Consider the following 14,950-nt stretch of genomic DNA (forward strand, 5'->3'; position numbering starts at 1 on the left):
GCGATTCTGTGAGGGGACGCACATGGACATCAAGATTGAGACCCCCTTCGGTGGCAGCGCGAGAATCACCAAGCCCGACCGCGAGCCGTCCCCCGGTGGTGACGAGCCCCAGCACACGTTCACCGTCGGGGACTTACGACCGCGAGTCCGGGCGCTCTTGGTGTTGTGCATCGCCATCGACGGCACGATCGTGTTGTGGCTGGCCGCCAAGAACGCCACGCTGACCCAGAACGCGTGGGATCTGCTGGGCACCGCGCTGCTCCTTGCCATCGGCATCACCTGCGCGCTGGCGATCGGGGGGATTGTGAAGTACCGGCACAGTTCTGTGCTCACCCCCCTGGCCAGCCAGGTATTCGTCATCTGTCTTGCCGCCTATGTCTGGCTGCTCGACCTGCGTAGTCCCGCAAGCCAGCTAGGGGGCATCACAGGAGTCGCGCTGGCATTGGGCGCCGTCGCCCTGTGCTGGGTGCTGTATCTGAGCCGGTACGCGGCGGGCGCCCTGACCAGAACCGGCATCGCCGTCGTCGCACTGTTTCCCCTCATTGGGTTGGTGCAGTTCTGGATTCAGAACGAGTACATGACGCACAGTTCGCTTCCGCTGATAGACGTGCAGACCGAGTTGACGCCGGTGGGCTCGACCGGCCCCATCATCCACGTCCTGGCCAAGACCACGTACCACAACCGTGGATCGTTTCGCGTCGACGTCCCGGCCACCCTGACCCGCGTCGTCGTCTATCCCAAGGGCACACCCGCAGAACCCCCTACACCCGAGAACGTGGCCGGGCACCTGAACGCACTCGGGAGTCAGTTCGGGGACTATCGCGAAACTCCGGCGATGTCCGCCCAGGCACGACTGATCTATGCCGGCTCGTCCGGCGGTGCCGGCGGGGCGTTCCTGGCTCCCGGATCGACGAACCAGGGCAGCACCATCATCGATATCGATTCCCGGACCGTCCGGTTGGCGGTCATCAAGGTCACCCTGATCGCCGTCACCCACCGATCGGTGAAGGAAACACGCACCTGCTATCCCCCACAGGTCGCGCTCGGCGAGGACGTGATCGGTTTCCTCAGGGAATCAACCCTGGTCCACGATTTCCTGGGGGGTAAGGCGTTGTGTACCGAAACCCAGTTCGCGTCCCGCGGTGTCATCGAGGAACTGGTTTCCGATCACCCCGTGTTGCGGATCTTCACCATGGTGTACGCCTCTGGGGCAACCACGCCGATATTGCTGCCGTTCTTCGGCACCCAGGAATCGCTGGACAATCCGCTCTCGAGCACGAAGGCGTCGACGATCATCGAGAACGCCAACCCCTCAGGCATGTTCGGCTCGTCCGCCGAGTACGCGCCGTCCGACGCCGATGTGCGGCCGAGTCCCTAGACGTCCGAGGAGTACCGGATGCCACCGTCGGGAATGGTGATTCCGGGCCATACCCGGGCGCCGCGCAGCAGCTCGCAGCGCGCACCGATATCGGCGCCGTCCCCGATCACGCCGTCACGCACCAAGGCGCGCGGCCCGATGCGGGCGCCGAACCCGATGATGGAGCGTTCCACCACCGCACCCGCCTCGATGCGGGCACCGTCGAAGATGACCGCGCCGTCAAGCCGTGCGCCCGGCCCGATTTCGGCGCCCCGGCCCACCACGGTGCCACCGATCACCAGCGCGCCCGGTGCCACCGAGGCACCGTCGTGCACCAGCGCCTCGCCCGGATGTTCGGGGATCGCTGGTGAGGGCGCGATACCGCGCACCAGGTCCGCCGAGCCGCGCACGAAGTCCTCGGGAGTGCCCATATCGCGCCAGTAGCTCGTGTCGACGTATCCGCATACCTTGGCGCCACTGCTGAGCAATCCTGGAAAGACTTCTCGCTCAACCGAGACCGGCCGCCCGGAGGGGATCTGTTCGATCAGCTCGCGCCGGAACACGTAACACCCGGCGTTGATCTGGTCGGTGGGCGGATCTTCGGTCTTCTCCAGGAATGCGGTCACGCGGCCCGTGGAATCGGTAGGCACACAACCGAACGCGCGCGGGTCGCCGACCCGTACCAGGTGCAATGTCAGGTCGGCCTGGGTCTGCTCATGCTGCGCGAGAAGGTCTTTCAAGTCCAAGCCGGACAACACATCGCCGTTGAACACCAGGGCGGTGTCGTGGCGCAGATGGTCCAGCACATTCCGGATGGCTCCACCGGTACCCAGCGGTTCCGTTTCGGTGACATAGGTAATCGACAGGCCCAGCTTGGACCCGTCGCCGAACTCCGACTCGAAGACCTCGGCCTTGTACGACGTTCCGAGCACCACATGATCGATCCCGGCCGCGGCGACCCGCGACAACACATGCGTCAGGAAGGGGAAGCCGGCGATCGGCAGCATCGGCTTGGGCGCCGAGAGCGTCAGTGGACGCAGCCGGGTGCCCTGCCCTCCCACCAAGATGACGGCATCGGCTTTCACGTGGTCAGACATATCACCCTCCTTGCTTGTCCCGGCGCCGATTGGCACGGATGGCCGAGCGCACCACGATCGCAGATCGAGCCGCCAGTGCGCCCCGAATGCTCCAACGCAGCGGTGCCTGCCACCAATGTGGATGCCGGTCTGATTGGTAGATGTAGACGCTGTCGTGGTGCGCAGTAAGGCTGCGTGCCGGATCACGCCCGGCGGCATGACCTTTCGCATGCACGACCTCCGAGCTCGGCGCGTACACGTTCTGCCAGCCCGCACGTGCCAGCCGGTCTCCGAGATCAACGTCCTCCATGTACATGAAGTAGCGCGTGTCGAATCCGCCGATGGCATCGAAGGCCTTGCGCCGCAGCAGCAGGCACGATCCCGAGAGCCATCCGACGATGCGCTCGGACGGCTCCATCCGGTCCTGGCGATACGCCGCGGTCCACGGATTGGTGGGCCACACCGATCCCAGCAGCGCGTGAAGCGCACCCCCCGCGAGCGACGGCACCACTCGCGCCGAGGGATACACCGAACCATCGGGCTCACGAATAAGCGGACCCAGCGCGCCCGCGGCGGGCCAGCGCTGCGCGACCTCAAGCAGCGCATCGATGCTTCCCGGCCCCCACTGCACATCGGGGTTCGCGATCACGATCCATTCGGCTTCGGGATCAACCTGCGCCACCCCAAGGTTGGCGGCCCTCCCGTAGCCGACATTGCCCCCGGTGCGCAGCAGCTCGACATCGGGCTCCTCGGCGGCCACTTCGGGCGCTCCGTCGGTGGAACCGTTATCGGCCAGGATCAACCGCAGCGGGCGATCGGTGGCGTGGCGCAGCGTTCTGAGGAAGCGATGGAGATGCTCGCCAGGCGAGTACGTCACCGTCACCACGGCGATCTGCTCGAGCGGCACCGACGAGCCACTCGGGCGATGAGGATCAGGCACGGTGCTTGAGGGTACCTACCCCTGATGTGTGGCCAGCGCCTCAGCCAACGCGTCCCGCCACGGACGCAACGGTGCCAGACCCGCCTCGGCCCACAGATCGCCGTCAAGTGCCGTGTACACCGGCCGGGGCGCTGCGCTCGGAAAATCGACGGACAGGCAGGGCTGCAGACGCGAGGTATCCGCCCCGACCAGCTCGAACACGGCCTTCGCCCAGTCGAACCGGTTCACCGCTCCACCCCCCGCCGCATGCAGCAACGGTTCGCGGACATCGGAGGCCGCGAGGTTCAACAATGCCTCGGCAAGGTCTGCGGCGTAGGTCGGAGAGCCGGTCTGATCGGTGACCACCCGCACCGGGCCGTCCCCGGCGGCCAATCGCCGCATGACGCCGACAAAATCCCCGTTGACGCCGGTGTAGACCCACGCCGTGCGCACCACCTGTGCTGTCGGTAGGGCATCGTGCACGGCCCGTTCTCCGGCGACCTTGGTGCGCGCGTACACACCGGCCGGAGCCGTGGCATCGCCCGGTCGGTACGGGCGTGGGTCGGCATCACCGAACTCACCGCTGAACACGTAATCGGTGGAGATATGGATCAATCTGGCGCCAACCTCGCGACACGCCTGGGCCACCCGGGCAGGACCTTCGGCATTGACCGCGTACGCCCTGGCCTCGTCGCTTTCCGCGGCATCCACGGCGGTGTACGCGGCGCAGTTGATCACGGTGTCCCCTGTAGCAACCGCACCATCGGGCACACCGTCGCGGGTAATATCCCAATCAGCCGAGTTCAGGGCGCGGATAGGGAGGGCGCGAAGCGCGGCACGGGCAATCAGATGGGTGCCGAGCTGACCGCCCGCTCCGGTGATAACAAGCACACCGAGAGTCTGGCACGCCGACCTCGCTTCCGAGGGATGAGAGCCACCCCGACGTAGCCTTGACGAGGCTTGAGACTCGTTGCCCGGCGAACGCCCGGCCCGGAAAAGAAACGGATCACCGTGACCGACCCTCACGCTCCTCGCGCGAGCGGCTCGTCGCAGACGGAGACGCCGCGCCCTCTGTGGCGGGGTATTGCGACGCTCGCCGCCGTCGCCGTCATGGTGGTCACCGGCGCCGCCTGGGGAAAGATCGGCAACATCGATCCGAACATCGCCCGGTTCGATCTGCCTGGTCTGTTCGGCAATGCCGGAAGGCCCGATGACGGCGCGATCGACATTCTGATGGTGGGCGTCGACAGTCGCAGCGACGCACACGGCAATCCGCTCTCGCAGGACGAGCTGTCCATGCTGAGGGCCGGGGACGAGACCGCCACCAATACCGACACCATCATCCTCATCCGCATCCCCAGCAACGGAAAATCCGCAACGGCGATCTCCATCCCCCGCGACTCCTATGTCACCGTCCCGGATGGCAGCAAGGGAAAGATCAACGGCGTCTACGGCGAAGCCAAAGAGAACGACCGTCAGAAACGCGTCGAATCCGGCGAGACACTGGAAGCCGCCGAACGCGAATCCGTCGACGCCGGGCGTTCGGCGCTCACCCAGACCGTGGCCAAGCTGACCGGTGTCACCGTCGATCGCTACGCCGAGGTCAGCATGCTCGGATTCGTGCTGATGACCAACGCGCTCGGTGGTGTCGACGTGTGCCTGAACGAGGCTGTGTACGAACCGATGTCGGGAGCCGACTTTCCCGCCGGTCCGCAGACACTCGATGGCCCCAACGCATTGAGTTTCGTGCGACAACGCCACGATCTGCCGCGCGGTGACCTCGATCGTGTGGTCCGCCAGCAGGTGGTGATGTCGTCACTGGCGCACTCGGCGCTCTCCGGGGGCACACTCACCAACCCCTCCACGCTGGGCAAGCTGCGCGATGCGATCACGCGCACCGTGGTGCTCAGTGAGGGCTGGGACGTCATGGACTTCATCAAGCAGCTACAGATGCTGTCCGGGGGCAACGTGGCATTCGCGACCATTCCCATTCTGCGTGAGGATGGTTGGACCGAGGATGGCACCCAAAGTGTCGTGAAGGTCGATCCCGATCAGGTGCGCAGCTGGGTATCCGGTCTGCTGGACCAGCAGGCCCAGGGCAAGACCGAAGAGGCCACCTATTCCAAGGACCAGACGATCGCCGACGTCGTCAATGAGACCCAGATCAACGGCCTGGCCGCTGCGGTGTCGGAACTGTTGGTGGGCAAGGGATTCACCGCAGGCAAGGTGGGCAACAACGAGGCCGAGCATGCCGGCAACAGCCAGGTTCAGGCCGCGGAGTCGGACGACGTGGGCGCCAAGGCAGTGGCCGAGGCGTTGGGATTGCAGGTAGTGCAGAAACCGGGCCTGGCCGAGCACACCGTGCGCGTGGTGCTGTCCAACGACTACCAAGGCCCGGGATCTGGCCGTGAGACCACACCTGCCGCCTCGGAAACCGGCTCCTCCACCGAAGAAGAGGCGCCGCCCCCGCCCCCGTCGCCGATTTTCACGGCGGCCAACGGCCCGCGTTGCGTCAACTGATGGATCTCACCTCCCTGCTGCTGGGCGATGTGAACAACCCAGCCCCCCGGGTCACCTATTACGACGACGCCTCCGGCGAACGCATCGAACTCTCGACGGTGACGCTGGCCAACTGGGCGGCCAAGACCGCCAACATGTTGCGTGACGAATTCGGTGCCGGACCCGGGTCCACGGTCGCGGTGCGGCTGCCCGCACATTGGCAGACAGCGGGCGTACTGCTTGGAATCTGGTGGGCCGGAGCCGAAGTGGTGCTCGGCGGCGAGGACAATGCCGACGTGGCGTTCTGCACGCTTGGCGACGAACCGGATGCCGAGGAGGTGTGCGTGCTGTCGCTTGACGCGTTCGGGCGCCCCGTACCGGACCTGCCGCTGGGATTGACCGACTATTCGACGGCAGTCCGGGTACACGGCGACCGGTTCTCGCCCGCCGGTGCCGGGCCCGCCATGAACGGCCGCAACGTCGGGGACGTTGCCGCTGCCGCACGGGAAAGTGCCACGGCGCAAGGCATCACGGCCGAGGATCGGGTGCTGAGCACCGGTTCCTGGGACAGCCCGGACAAGCTGATCGAGAATCTGCTGGCAGTGCTCATCGCCGGAGCCTCCCTGGTGCAGGTGGCCAATCCGGATCCGGGCGCGCAAGAACGCCGGGTCACCTCCGAAAAGGTCACCCGTACGCTCTCCTAACGCGAGTTAGGAACCAAGCAGGGCGCGGGTCATCACCACGCGCTGAATCTGGTTGGTGCCCTCGTAGATCTGGGTGATCTTGGCATCGCGCATCATCCGCTCCACCGGGAAGTCGGTGGTGTACCCGGCGCCGCCGAACAGCTGCACGGCATCGGTGGTGACCTCCATGGCCACATCAGAGGCGAAGCACTTCGAGGCCGAGGAGATGAAGCCCAGGCTCTTCTCGCCGCGCTCGGCACGAGCCGCCGCGGTGTACACCAGCAGGCGGGCGGCCTCGACCTTCATCGCCATATCGGCGAGCATGAACTGCACACCCTGGAAGTCGCTGATGGACCGGCCAAACTGCTTGCGGTCCTTGGTGTATGCAATCGCGGCGTCGAGCGCACCCTGCGCGATCCCAAGGGCCTGCGCGCCGATGGTGGGCCGGGTGTGATCGAGCGTCTCCAGCGCGGTCTTGAAACCGGTGCCCGGCTGGCCGATGATCCGGTCGCCCGGAATCCGGCAGTTCTCGAAGTACAGCTCCGCGGTGGGCGAGCCCTTGATGCCCAGCTTGTGCTCCAGCGGGCCGACGGTGAAACCCTCGTCGTCCTTGTGCACCATGAAGGCCGAGATGCCGTGCGCCTTCTTCTCGGGATCGGTCACCGCCATCACGGTGTACCAGGAAGACTTGCCACCGTTGGTGATCCAGCACTTGCTGCCGTTGATGATCCAGTCATCGCCGTCCGCCTTGGCGCGAGTGCGCATGCTGGCCGCGTCGCTGCCGGCCTCGCGCTCGGACAGCGCGTAAGAGGCCATGGCCTCGCCGCTGGCGATGGACGGCAAAACCTGCTTCTTGAGCTCGTCGGAGCCGCTGAGGATCAGCCCCATGGTGCCGAGCTTGTTGACGGCGGGGATCAACGACGATGACGCACAGACCCGGGCCACCTCTTCGATGACGATGCAGGCGGCCACGCTATCGGCGCCCTGACCGTCGTACTCCTCGGGAACGTGCACGGCATTGAAGCCCGAGGCGACCAGCGCATCGAGGGCCTCTTGGGGGAACCGGGCCTTCTCGTCGACATCCTTGGCGTAGGGAGCGATCTCTTTTTCAGCCAGGCCACGGATCGCCGCACGCAACTCGTCATGCTCTTCTGCCAGCTTGAACAGGTCAAACGACGGGTTTCCAGCCATCACAGCCTCCAGGATCGAACAGTTAGTCGCCGTTAACTGTACGTCACGGTCAATTTAGTCGCCTAATAGTCTGCGCCGCAGCGCCTCATCCTTCTCCAAAACGGTTGCTTCCATGCTCGCTTGGAAGGCAACCACCTTGTCCCGCAGCGTCGTGTCGGAGACCCCCAGGATGCGCGCGGCCAGCAGCCCGGCGTTGCGGGCTCCACCGATCGACACCGTCGCGACGGGCACACCCGCGGGCATCTGCACGATGGACAGCAGGGAGTCCAGACCATCCAGCCGCGCCAGTGGCACCGGAACGCCGATGACCGGCAACGGGGTGGCCGAGGCCACCATGCCGGGCAGATGCGCGGCGCCGCCTGCCCCGGCGATGATCACCTGGATGCCCCGGTCGGCGGCCGTCTGTGCGTACTCCAGCATGCGCGCCGGGGTGCGGTGTGCCGAGACAACGCCCACCTCAAACGGAATTGCGAACTCCGCCAAAGCATTCGCGGCATCCGACATCACCGACCAGTCACTGTCGCTGCCCATGATCAGGCCGACCCGTGCACTCACTATTCAGCGTCCTCTCATCGTCGCGCAGCCGCTTATCAGCGCCTTCGCCTCTTCGCGCAAGCTCATCAGTGCCTCCGCTTCTTCGCGCAAGCGCTCATCAGTGTGTCGCTTGCCATCCATCGGTCCATACCGCGTGCGAGAGCCAGTGCGCGGCACGCTCGGCACGCTCACGCACCTCGGCCACATACTGCGGATCGCTCGGCGAACCATCCGCGCGGCCTTGGATATTCACGTGCCCGAGCTTGCGGCCCGCACGCTCGCCCTTGCCGTACAAGTGCACTTTCGCCTCCGGGATGCGGCCCATCAAATGGTGCATCCGTTCATCGAGTGACATCGCGGGAGTCTCAGGTGCACCCAACACGTTGGCCATGACGGTCACGGGAGCCAGTGGTTCGGTGGAGCCGAGCGGGTAGTCGAGCACGGCCCGCAGGTGCTGCTCGAATTGCCCGGTCCGCGCGCCGTCCATGCTCCAATGCCCGGAGTTGTGTGGTCGCATCGCCAGCTCATTGACCAGCAATCGGCCGTCATTGGTTTCAAACAGTTCCACCGCCAGGCATCCGGTCACACCGAGGTCGGTGGCGATCCGCAGCGCCAGCTGCTCGGCCTCCATCGCCCGTCCCTCGGGCAGCTCGGGTGCCGGCGCGATGACCACGGCGCAAATACCATCCCGCTGAACGGTTTCCACCACAGGCCAGGCGGCACCCTGTCCGAACGGTGAGCGCGCCACCATCGCCGACAGCTCACGGCGCATGTCGATACGTTCCTCGGCAAGCAGATCCACACCCGCCGCCAGCTGCTCGGCGGCCACCGCGCGCGCCTCATCCAGATCGTCGGTGATCCACACGCCACGGCCGTCGTATCCGCCCCGCACCGCCTTCAGCACCACCCGGCTGCCCGTCTCCGCGGCAAACCGCTCGACGTCGGCGACGGTCTTGATATCGGCGAATCCGGGCACCGGAGCCCCGATGCTCTTCAATTTGCGTCGCATGAACGTCTTGTCCTGCGCGTAGATGAGCGCCGACGGCGGTGGCTGCACATTGACGCCCTCGCCTTGCAGGGTCTCCAGGAACGCGGTGGGGACGTGTTCGTGGTCGAAGGTGAGCACGGTGGCCCCCTTCGCCGCGCGGCGCAGATCATCAAGATCGGTATGCGAACCGAATACGACATCGGGGGTGACTTGAGCCGCCGGCTCATCGGCGGCATGTGCCAGCACCCGCAGTGTCTGACCCAGCGCGATCGACGCCTGATGGGTCATCCGGGCCAGCTGACCACCACCGATCATGGTGACGACGGGAGTTTCGGGCACAGACATATGTTGTCATGCTGGCCACACGGCCCCGCCGGAACGGTCCGTCTCAGCCGTCGTCAGCAGCCGGGATCAGGTGATCACGTACACGCCCGTACCCACATGAGGTCCGTGGACCGCTTCGCACTGCCATGCCATCTTCCGTACACTCGCCATTTGTGTCTTTCGCCGATGCCACCATCGCCCGGCTGCCCCGGTTCATCCGGCCTGTCGCCGAGCGGCACCACGAGCTGATCAAGTTCGGCATCGTCGGAGCCACCACGTTCATCATCGACTCCGGCATCTTCTACGCGCTCAAGCTGACGATCCTGGAGCCCAAACCACTCACCGCGAAGATCATCTCCGGCATCATCGCCGTCATCGCCTCCTACATCCTCAACAGGGAATGGAGTTTCCGGGACCGCGGCGGCCGGGAACGGCACCACGAGGCGCTGCTGTTCTTCGCGGTCAGCGGCATTGGCGTGCTGATCGCCATGCTTCCGCTGTGGGTGTCGAGTTACATCTTTGAGCTGCGCGTGCCGAACGTCAGCCTGACGGTCGAGAACATCGCCGATTTCATCAGCGCATACCTCATCGGCAACTTGCTGCAGATGGCGTTCCGGTTCTGGGCCTTCCGCCGTTGGGTGTTTCCCGACGAGTTCGGGCGCCACGGCGAGACTCCGGTGGCTTTCGTCGCGGCCGAGGTGGACGACGACGGATCAGGCGCAGACTCGGAAAACGTCACCCCGCTGCACCCGCCCACGGGGCTGCCCAACAGCACCACCGTGCATCACGGCACCGAGGTCGGCCGTGGCTTGTACGGCTCAGCGCATCACGTGGCGGGTGGCCGTTCCCGGCCACGCCCGGTGGAGCGGCTGTCGCCCTCCTCTGAACCGAGGGTGTCAAAGACCTCGTGATACAGCAGCGAGTGGACGTACTCCACTCGCGGTATCTCGTGAAACTCCAACGGATCTTGTGATGCCGACTCGATGATCAGGGTGCCGGTGCGCAGAATCCTGTCCACCAAGCCGTGCCGGAACTCGACGCTGTTGACGCGCGCCAACGGGATATCGATTCCCGAACGGCTCAACAGTCCCTGACGGAACATCACGCGCCGGTCGGTGATCACGAAATGCGTGGTCAGCCAGTTCAAGAATGGCCACACACTCAGCCAGCCGACCAGCACCAGCCAGACAACACCGATCGCGATCATCACCACGTTCTTCGCGGTGGGCTGCCAGTCGGTGTTATCGACCATTGCGGCGACGAAGGCCGCCACGCCGGTGGACAGAATCAGCACCAGGGCCGGGCCGATCAGTCGCTTCCAATGTGGATGGCGGTGCAACACCACCTGCTCGTCGTCGGCGAGTACGTTCTCCGGATACCCCACGTGCAGCGACTTTACTGGTCGCCGAGCGGGCGCAGATGCGTAATGTCGCCCGCCGTCACCGCGGTGACGGTGCCGTCTGCGGCCTCGATACGGAGCTGTCCATCGTTACCGAGCCCGACGGCTACGCCGATCAGTTCACGCTGGCCCGGCAGCTCGGCCCGCACCCGCGCTCCCAGGGTGACGCTGCGGGCGCGGTAATCCTCCAACAGCTGCTCATCGACTCCCCTCGCGGAACGCCAATGCGCGATGCGGCCCGCGAGTTCACGCAGCACCGCGCGCGCCAGCTCGTTGCGGTCCGGATTGGCCCAGCCCAGGATCGCCAGGGACGTCGCATTGGGGTCCGGCAGCTCGTGTTGGGTGAAGGTGGCGTTGAGTCCGAGACCGAGCACAATGGCCGGCTGCGGTGTCGCGACCTCAGCCAGGATCCCGCACAGCTTGCGACCCTCCACCAGCACATCGTTGGGCCACTTGAGCCCGGCCTGAATGCCCGACACCTCAGCGACCGCATCGACGATCGCCACTCCGGCCAGCAGCGGCACCAATCCCCACCGGTCCGGTGGCACCTCACCGACTCCTATGCCCACCGACATCGACAGCTGCGTGCGCGCGGGCGCGCCCCAGTTGCGGCCGTGACGGCCCCGGCCGGCGGTCTGGTGTTCGGCCAGCAGCACAACACCGTCGATGTCCTCCCCCGCCGCGGCGCGTGCCACCAGATCGGCGTTGGTGGATCCGGTTTCCTCGACGATGTCGATGCGGCGCCACTGTCCACCGGGGCTGTCGGTAAGGGTGAGTCTGTCCGAGGTCACACGCTCAGCCTAGGACTCTCAGCGCGACGCCGTGGCGGCCCGCTCGGCAAGATTTTCTTCGACCTCGTGCACCCACACCCCGTGGGCATGCGTGGTGTCCACCTCGATCTCGAAGCGTTCTGTCATGTCCGGCGTGACATCTGCCAGATCCACGTAGAATTGCTCGTACCAGCGCCGGTGTTGATAGACGGCACCGTCCTCCTGAGTGAGTAACGGATTGTCTATGCGCGTCTTGTTCTTCCAGATCTCGACATCCTCCAGGAATCCGTCGCCGAATGATCTGGCCATCGCGGCGGCGAGCTTACGCGCGTTATCCGGTGGCAGATCGGGCATCTCCTGGATGGCCACACCCCACTGCAGCACGAAAGAATCGTGCGTCACCGGATAGTGGCAGTTGACAAGCGCCACTTCGACGGTGAATCCGGGACCGAGGTCGTTGTGAATCCAGTCGATCATGTATGCCGGGCCGAAATATGTGGCCTCCGAGCGCACACCCGTTCCTTCCCAAAGCTTTTCGGGGTTAGGAACAAAGTCGGGCCGCGGTTTGGACTCCATGAACTGGCTGGCGGTCTGCCCCTCGATGACGTTCTTGAAGTACGTCGGATAGGCGTGATGGATATAGAAGAAGTGCGCCATATCCACGTTGTTGTCGACGATCTCGCGGCAATGTGATCCCTCGATATGGATCGAGTTCCATTGCCATGATGACCATTTACCTTCCGCATAGCCGTCGATCGTCGGCGGGCTGAGCTCGGGCGGTGGAGCAGACCCCTCCGGGTCATGCCACACCAGCAGCTGACCGTTCACCTCAAGAGTGGGCCAGCTGCGAGTGCGCGCGAGTTTCGGGGTGCGCTTGGCGTACGGAACCAGCGCGCACTTACCGTCGCCGCCCCAACGCCAGTCATGGAATGGGCACGCGATGTTGTCGCCCTTGATGGTGCCCTGCGACAAATCGCCGCCCATGTGACGGCAGTATCCGTCCAGCACCTTGATCTCGCCGCGCGAGTCGGCGAACACCACCAACTTCGTGCCGAACGCCTCGATACCGTGCGGCTCACCGTCATGGAACGACTCGGCCAGTCCCAGGCAATGCCACCCCCGAGCAAACCGGGTCATCACTGTGCCGCTGTCGATTTCGCGAATCATTTCGTCAGTCATCGGGGGCTGTCCTTTCGCTGACTTGTCGTCAATACTGCGCTCTACAGCAGCCGTTGTCGCCCATATGCCGTGAATTGAGCATCGAGTGCGGTTTTGTCATCCGCACTCATCCGCCGATACACCGGCGCGCCCCTTCCCTCCCAACGGAACACGGATTCATCGGTATGCCAGCGCTGCGCTTGCAGGTCGCGCTTGAGCACCTTGTTGGAGCCCGTCACCGGCAGGTTCGCCGACACCCGCAGGAAACGTGGAATACCCTTGCTACCCAGGCCTTCCTGCCTCGCGAGATACTCGGTGAACCCTTCCACATCGAACGCCTCCGGATTAGCCACCTCGATGGATGCCATCACCTGATCACCGGAACGCGGATCGGGTACCGCATAGGCACCTGCCACGATCACCGCCGGGTGGCGCCGCAGCACCCGCTCGATGGTCAGCGCCGACGTGTTCTCACCGTCTACCCGGATCCAGTCACCGCGACGACCCGCGAAGTAGATGAACCCGGCTGCATCGAGATAGCCGAGGTCACCGGTCCAGTACCACCCGTTACGGATGCGGTCGGCATCCGCGTCGTCGTTCTTGTAGTAGCCCTCGAACCCGCGCCGCCCCTGTTTGTCGACAATCTCACCGACCGCGTCATCGGCATTGAGCACACGTCCATGCTCATCGAAAACTGCTGCAACACAATCTCGTAGCGTCTCCGGGTCGACGATCACCACGCCCTCATGCACCGGGCGCCCCAGCGCGCCGGGCGGCGCGTTGGGATCGAGCACGACGGCTCCCCCACCCTCGCTGGATCCATAACCTTCGAACAGCTCCGCACCGAATCGTCGCCGGAACTCGGCCTGATCCTCCGGCGAGGCCTCGGTGCCGAATCCGCGCACCAGCTGGTTCTCGGCGTCGTCGGGTTGCTCGGCGGTGGCCAACAGATATCCGAGTGCCTTACCGACGTAGGTGAAGAACGTCGCGCCGAAGTACCGGATGTCGGACAGAAAGCGTGACGCCGAAAAGGTGGGAATCAAACAGACCGTAGCGCCATTGGCCAGCGCCGGGGCCCACAGCGCCATCAACGCATTCCCGTGGAACAGCGGCATGCAGCAGTAGTCGACATCGCCGCGGTGATGCCCGAATTTGTCGGTGGCCAGGTGCGCGATCTGCGCCAGGCGACCCTGACTGCATTTCACTGCCTTGGAAGCACCCGTGGTTCCGGACGTGAACAGCAGCAGGAGCAGCGATTGCGCACCTACTCCATGGGAAACCGATGCCGCAGTGCGATTCTCGTCGATCTGCGCCAGGTATTCGGGCGTGTCGATCACCAGAAACCGGTCCACCGTCAGACCCAGCTCGAGATCCCGCAACCGATCGAGATTGCGGGTGTCGGTGACAATCAGCTGACAGTCGGTATGACGAATCTCGGCGGCCATCTCGACAGGCCCTCGGGTGGGATTGATACCCACGATGGTGGCGCCGGCCAGTGCGGCACCGCCCAGCCAGAAGATGAAGTCGGGAACGTTCTCCAGCAGGATCCCGATGTGGAAGGGCCCCTCGGCCCGCAGCTTCCGCGCGAGTTCGCCTCGTGCGGCGGACTCACCGATCACCTCGTCCCATGTCCAGTCGCGGTCGCGGGTACGGAGCCCTAGATGTCTGTCGCCGACACGGTCCAGGAGCATGGCAGCGATATCGGTCCGAGGAGTGGACTCACGAGTCATGGTGCCGCAGCCGGTGCAACAGGAGCTCGTCGGTGGATCGGGCCAGCCCCTCGCGTTCCAGCCATACCGTGGGCTCGGCGTCCTCGGACCAGCGGACACCCACCGGACACTCGGCCAGTTCCGCCGCCGAACGCACCGCGACCTCCGCGTCGGCCCCCTCGAGCTGGTCGAAACGGGACACGATCGTGAACACCAGGTCGGCATCCAGTGCGGGCTGTTTGTCCATCTCCTTCTATGTACCGCTATCGGTGAACATCCATTCGAGAAAATTTCTGAGAACTCTCTAAGGCCCATGCGCGTTCTCCCGGGTGCAGCGCGATAA

At 65.0% G+C, this 14,950-nt stretch carries 14 protein-coding genes and 1 pseudogene; 4 read left to right on the top strand and 11 right to left on the bottom strand.

Annotated elements, in window-relative coordinates:
- Positions 1-22: 22 nt before the first annotated feature.
- Positions 23-1,378 (top strand): hypothetical protein, encoded by a 1,356-nt coding sequence (locus AOT87_RS20660; RefSeq protein WP_057966868.1) that lies wholly within the window; start codon positions 23-25, stop codon positions 1,376-1,378.
- On the opposite strand, the gene AOT87_RS20665 is transcribed toward AOT87_RS20660, so the two are convergent.
- The 3 genes from AOT87_RS20665 to rfbD all read right to left on the bottom strand — a co-directional run bounded on the left by AOT87_RS20665 (position 1,375) and on the right by rfbD (position 4,243).
- Entirely contained in the window at positions 1,375-2,454 is a 1,080-nt protein-coding gene (locus tag AOT87_RS20665) for an NDP-sugar synthase (RefSeq protein WP_057966867.1), read from the bottom strand. The genes AOT87_RS20660 and AOT87_RS20665 overlap by 4 nt on opposite strands.
- A 1-nt stretch (position 2,455) precedes the next feature.
- A complete protein-coding gene (locus AOT87_RS20670; RefSeq protein ID WP_057966905.1) occupies positions 2,456-3,319 on the bottom strand; it encodes a glycosyltransferase family 2 protein in 864 nt (287 codons plus the stop codon).
- 69 nt (positions 3,320-3,388) lie between these two features.
- A complete protein-coding gene (gene rfbD, locus AOT87_RS20675; RefSeq protein ID WP_057966866.1) occupies positions 3,389-4,243 on the bottom strand; it encodes a dTDP-4-dehydrorhamnose reductase in 855 nt (284 codons plus the stop codon).
- A 120-nt stretch (positions 4,244-4,363) separates the two neighbouring features.
- Between rfbD and AOT87_RS20680 the strand changes: the two genes are divergently transcribed.
- Positions 4,364-5,872 carry an LCP family protein gene (locus AOT87_RS20680; protein WP_057966865.1) on the top strand — a complete coding sequence of 503 codons (1,509 nt, stop codon included), beginning with the start codon at positions 4,364-4,366 and terminating at the stop codon, positions 5,870-5,872.
- Positions 5,869-6,555 (top strand): TIGR03089 family protein, encoded by a 687-nt coding sequence (locus AOT87_RS20685; RefSeq protein ID WP_109398798.1) that lies wholly within the window; start codon positions 5,869-5,871, stop codon positions 6,553-6,555. Before AOT87_RS20680 ends, AOT87_RS20685 begins: the two co-directional genes overlap by 4 nt.
- A 6-nt stretch (positions 6,556-6,561) precedes the next feature.
- Here the strand turns inward: AOT87_RS20685 and AOT87_RS20690 are convergent, their stop codons facing one another.
- From AOT87_RS20690 to AOT87_RS20700, 3 genes are all read right to left on the bottom strand, one after another.
- Positions 6,562-7,725 carry an acyl-CoA dehydrogenase gene (locus tag AOT87_RS20690; protein ID WP_030096887.1) on the bottom strand — a complete coding sequence of 388 codons (1,164 nt, stop codon included), beginning with the start codon at positions 7,723-7,725 and terminating at the stop codon, positions 6,562-6,564.
- A gap of 54 nt (positions 7,726-7,779) precedes the next feature.
- Positions 7,780-8,280, bottom strand: a complete 501-nt coding sequence (gene purE / locus AOT87_RS20695) for a 5-(carboxyamino)imidazole ribonucleotide mutase (RefSeq protein WP_030096886.1) — start codon at positions 8,278-8,280, stop codon at positions 7,780-7,782.
- A gap of 97 nt (positions 8,281-8,377) precedes the next feature.
- Positions 8,378-9,586, bottom strand: a complete 1,209-nt coding sequence (locus AOT87_RS20700; protein ID WP_109398797.1) for a 5-(carboxyamino)imidazole ribonucleotide synthase — start codon at positions 9,584-9,586, stop codon at positions 8,378-8,380.
- A gap of 158 nt (positions 9,587-9,744) precedes the next feature.
- On the opposite strand from AOT87_RS20700, the gene AOT87_RS20705 reads away from it, so the two are divergent.
- A complete protein-coding gene (locus AOT87_RS20705; RefSeq protein WP_030096884.1) occupies positions 9,745-10,482 on the top strand; it encodes a GtrA family protein in 738 nt (245 codons plus the stop codon).
- Here the strand turns inward: AOT87_RS20705 and AOT87_RS20710 are convergent.
- The 5 genes and pseudogenes from AOT87_RS20710 to AOT87_RS20730 form a co-directional block, all read right to left on the bottom strand.
- On the bottom strand, positions 10,398-10,955 hold the full coding sequence (locus AOT87_RS20710; RefSeq protein ID WP_057964444.1) for a PH domain-containing protein: 558 nt from the start codon (positions 10,953-10,955) through the stop codon (positions 10,398-10,400). The genes AOT87_RS20705 and AOT87_RS20710 overlap by 85 nt on opposite strands.
- Positions 10,956-10,966: 11 nt before the next feature.
- The gene (locus AOT87_RS20715; RefSeq protein ID WP_030096881.1) at positions 10,967-11,761 is read right to left on the bottom strand and encodes a biotin--[acetyl-CoA-carboxylase] ligase; all 795 of its coding nucleotides are present in this window, start codon (positions 11,759-11,761) and stop codon (positions 10,967-10,969) included.
- Between the two features lie 18 nt (positions 11,762-11,779).
- Positions 11,780-12,919, bottom strand: coding sequence for a Rieske 2Fe-2S domain-containing protein (locus tag AOT87_RS20720; protein WP_057966862.1), 1,140 nt, complete (start codon positions 12,917-12,919; stop codon positions 11,780-11,782).
- A 41-nt stretch (positions 12,920-12,960) separates the two neighbouring features.
- Complete coding sequence (locus AOT87_RS20725; RefSeq protein ID WP_057966861.1) at positions 12,961-14,628, bottom strand: AMP-binding protein; 1,668 nt, start codon at positions 14,626-14,628, stop codon at positions 12,961-12,963.
- 1 nt (position 14,629) lies between these two features.
- Positions 14,630-14,854: pseudogene (locus tag AOT87_RS20730) on the bottom strand (PucR family transcriptional regulator); the annotation flags it as partial.
- Between the last annotated feature and the right edge of the window lie 96 nt (positions 14,855-14,950).

This window comes from Mycobacteroides sp. H003 (assembly GCF_001440135.1).
Classification (GTDB): Bacteria; Actinomycetota; Actinomycetes; order Mycobacteriales; family Mycobacteriaceae; genus Mycobacterium; species Mycobacterium gwanakae.

Coding starts and splice junctions, on each gene's coding strand:
- AOT87_RS20720 (WP_057966862.1), bottom strand. CDS start 12,919: ATGACTGACGAAATGATTCGCGAAATCGACAGCGGCACAGTGATGACC.
- AOT87_RS20665 (WP_057966867.1), bottom strand. CDS start 2,454: ATGTCTGACCACGTGAAAGCCGATGCCGTCATCTTGGTGGGAGGGCAG.
- AOT87_RS20690 (WP_030096887.1), bottom strand. CDS start 7,725: ATGGCTGGAAACCCGTCGTTTGACCTGTTCAAGCTGGCAGAAGAGCAT.
- AOT87_RS20725 (WP_057966861.1), bottom strand. CDS start 14,628: ATGACTCGTGAGTCCACTCCTCGGACCGATATCGCTGCCATGCTCCTG.
- AOT87_RS20660 (WP_057966868.1), top strand. CDS start 23: ATGGACATCAAGATTGAGACCCCCTTCGGTGGCAGCGCGAGAATCACC.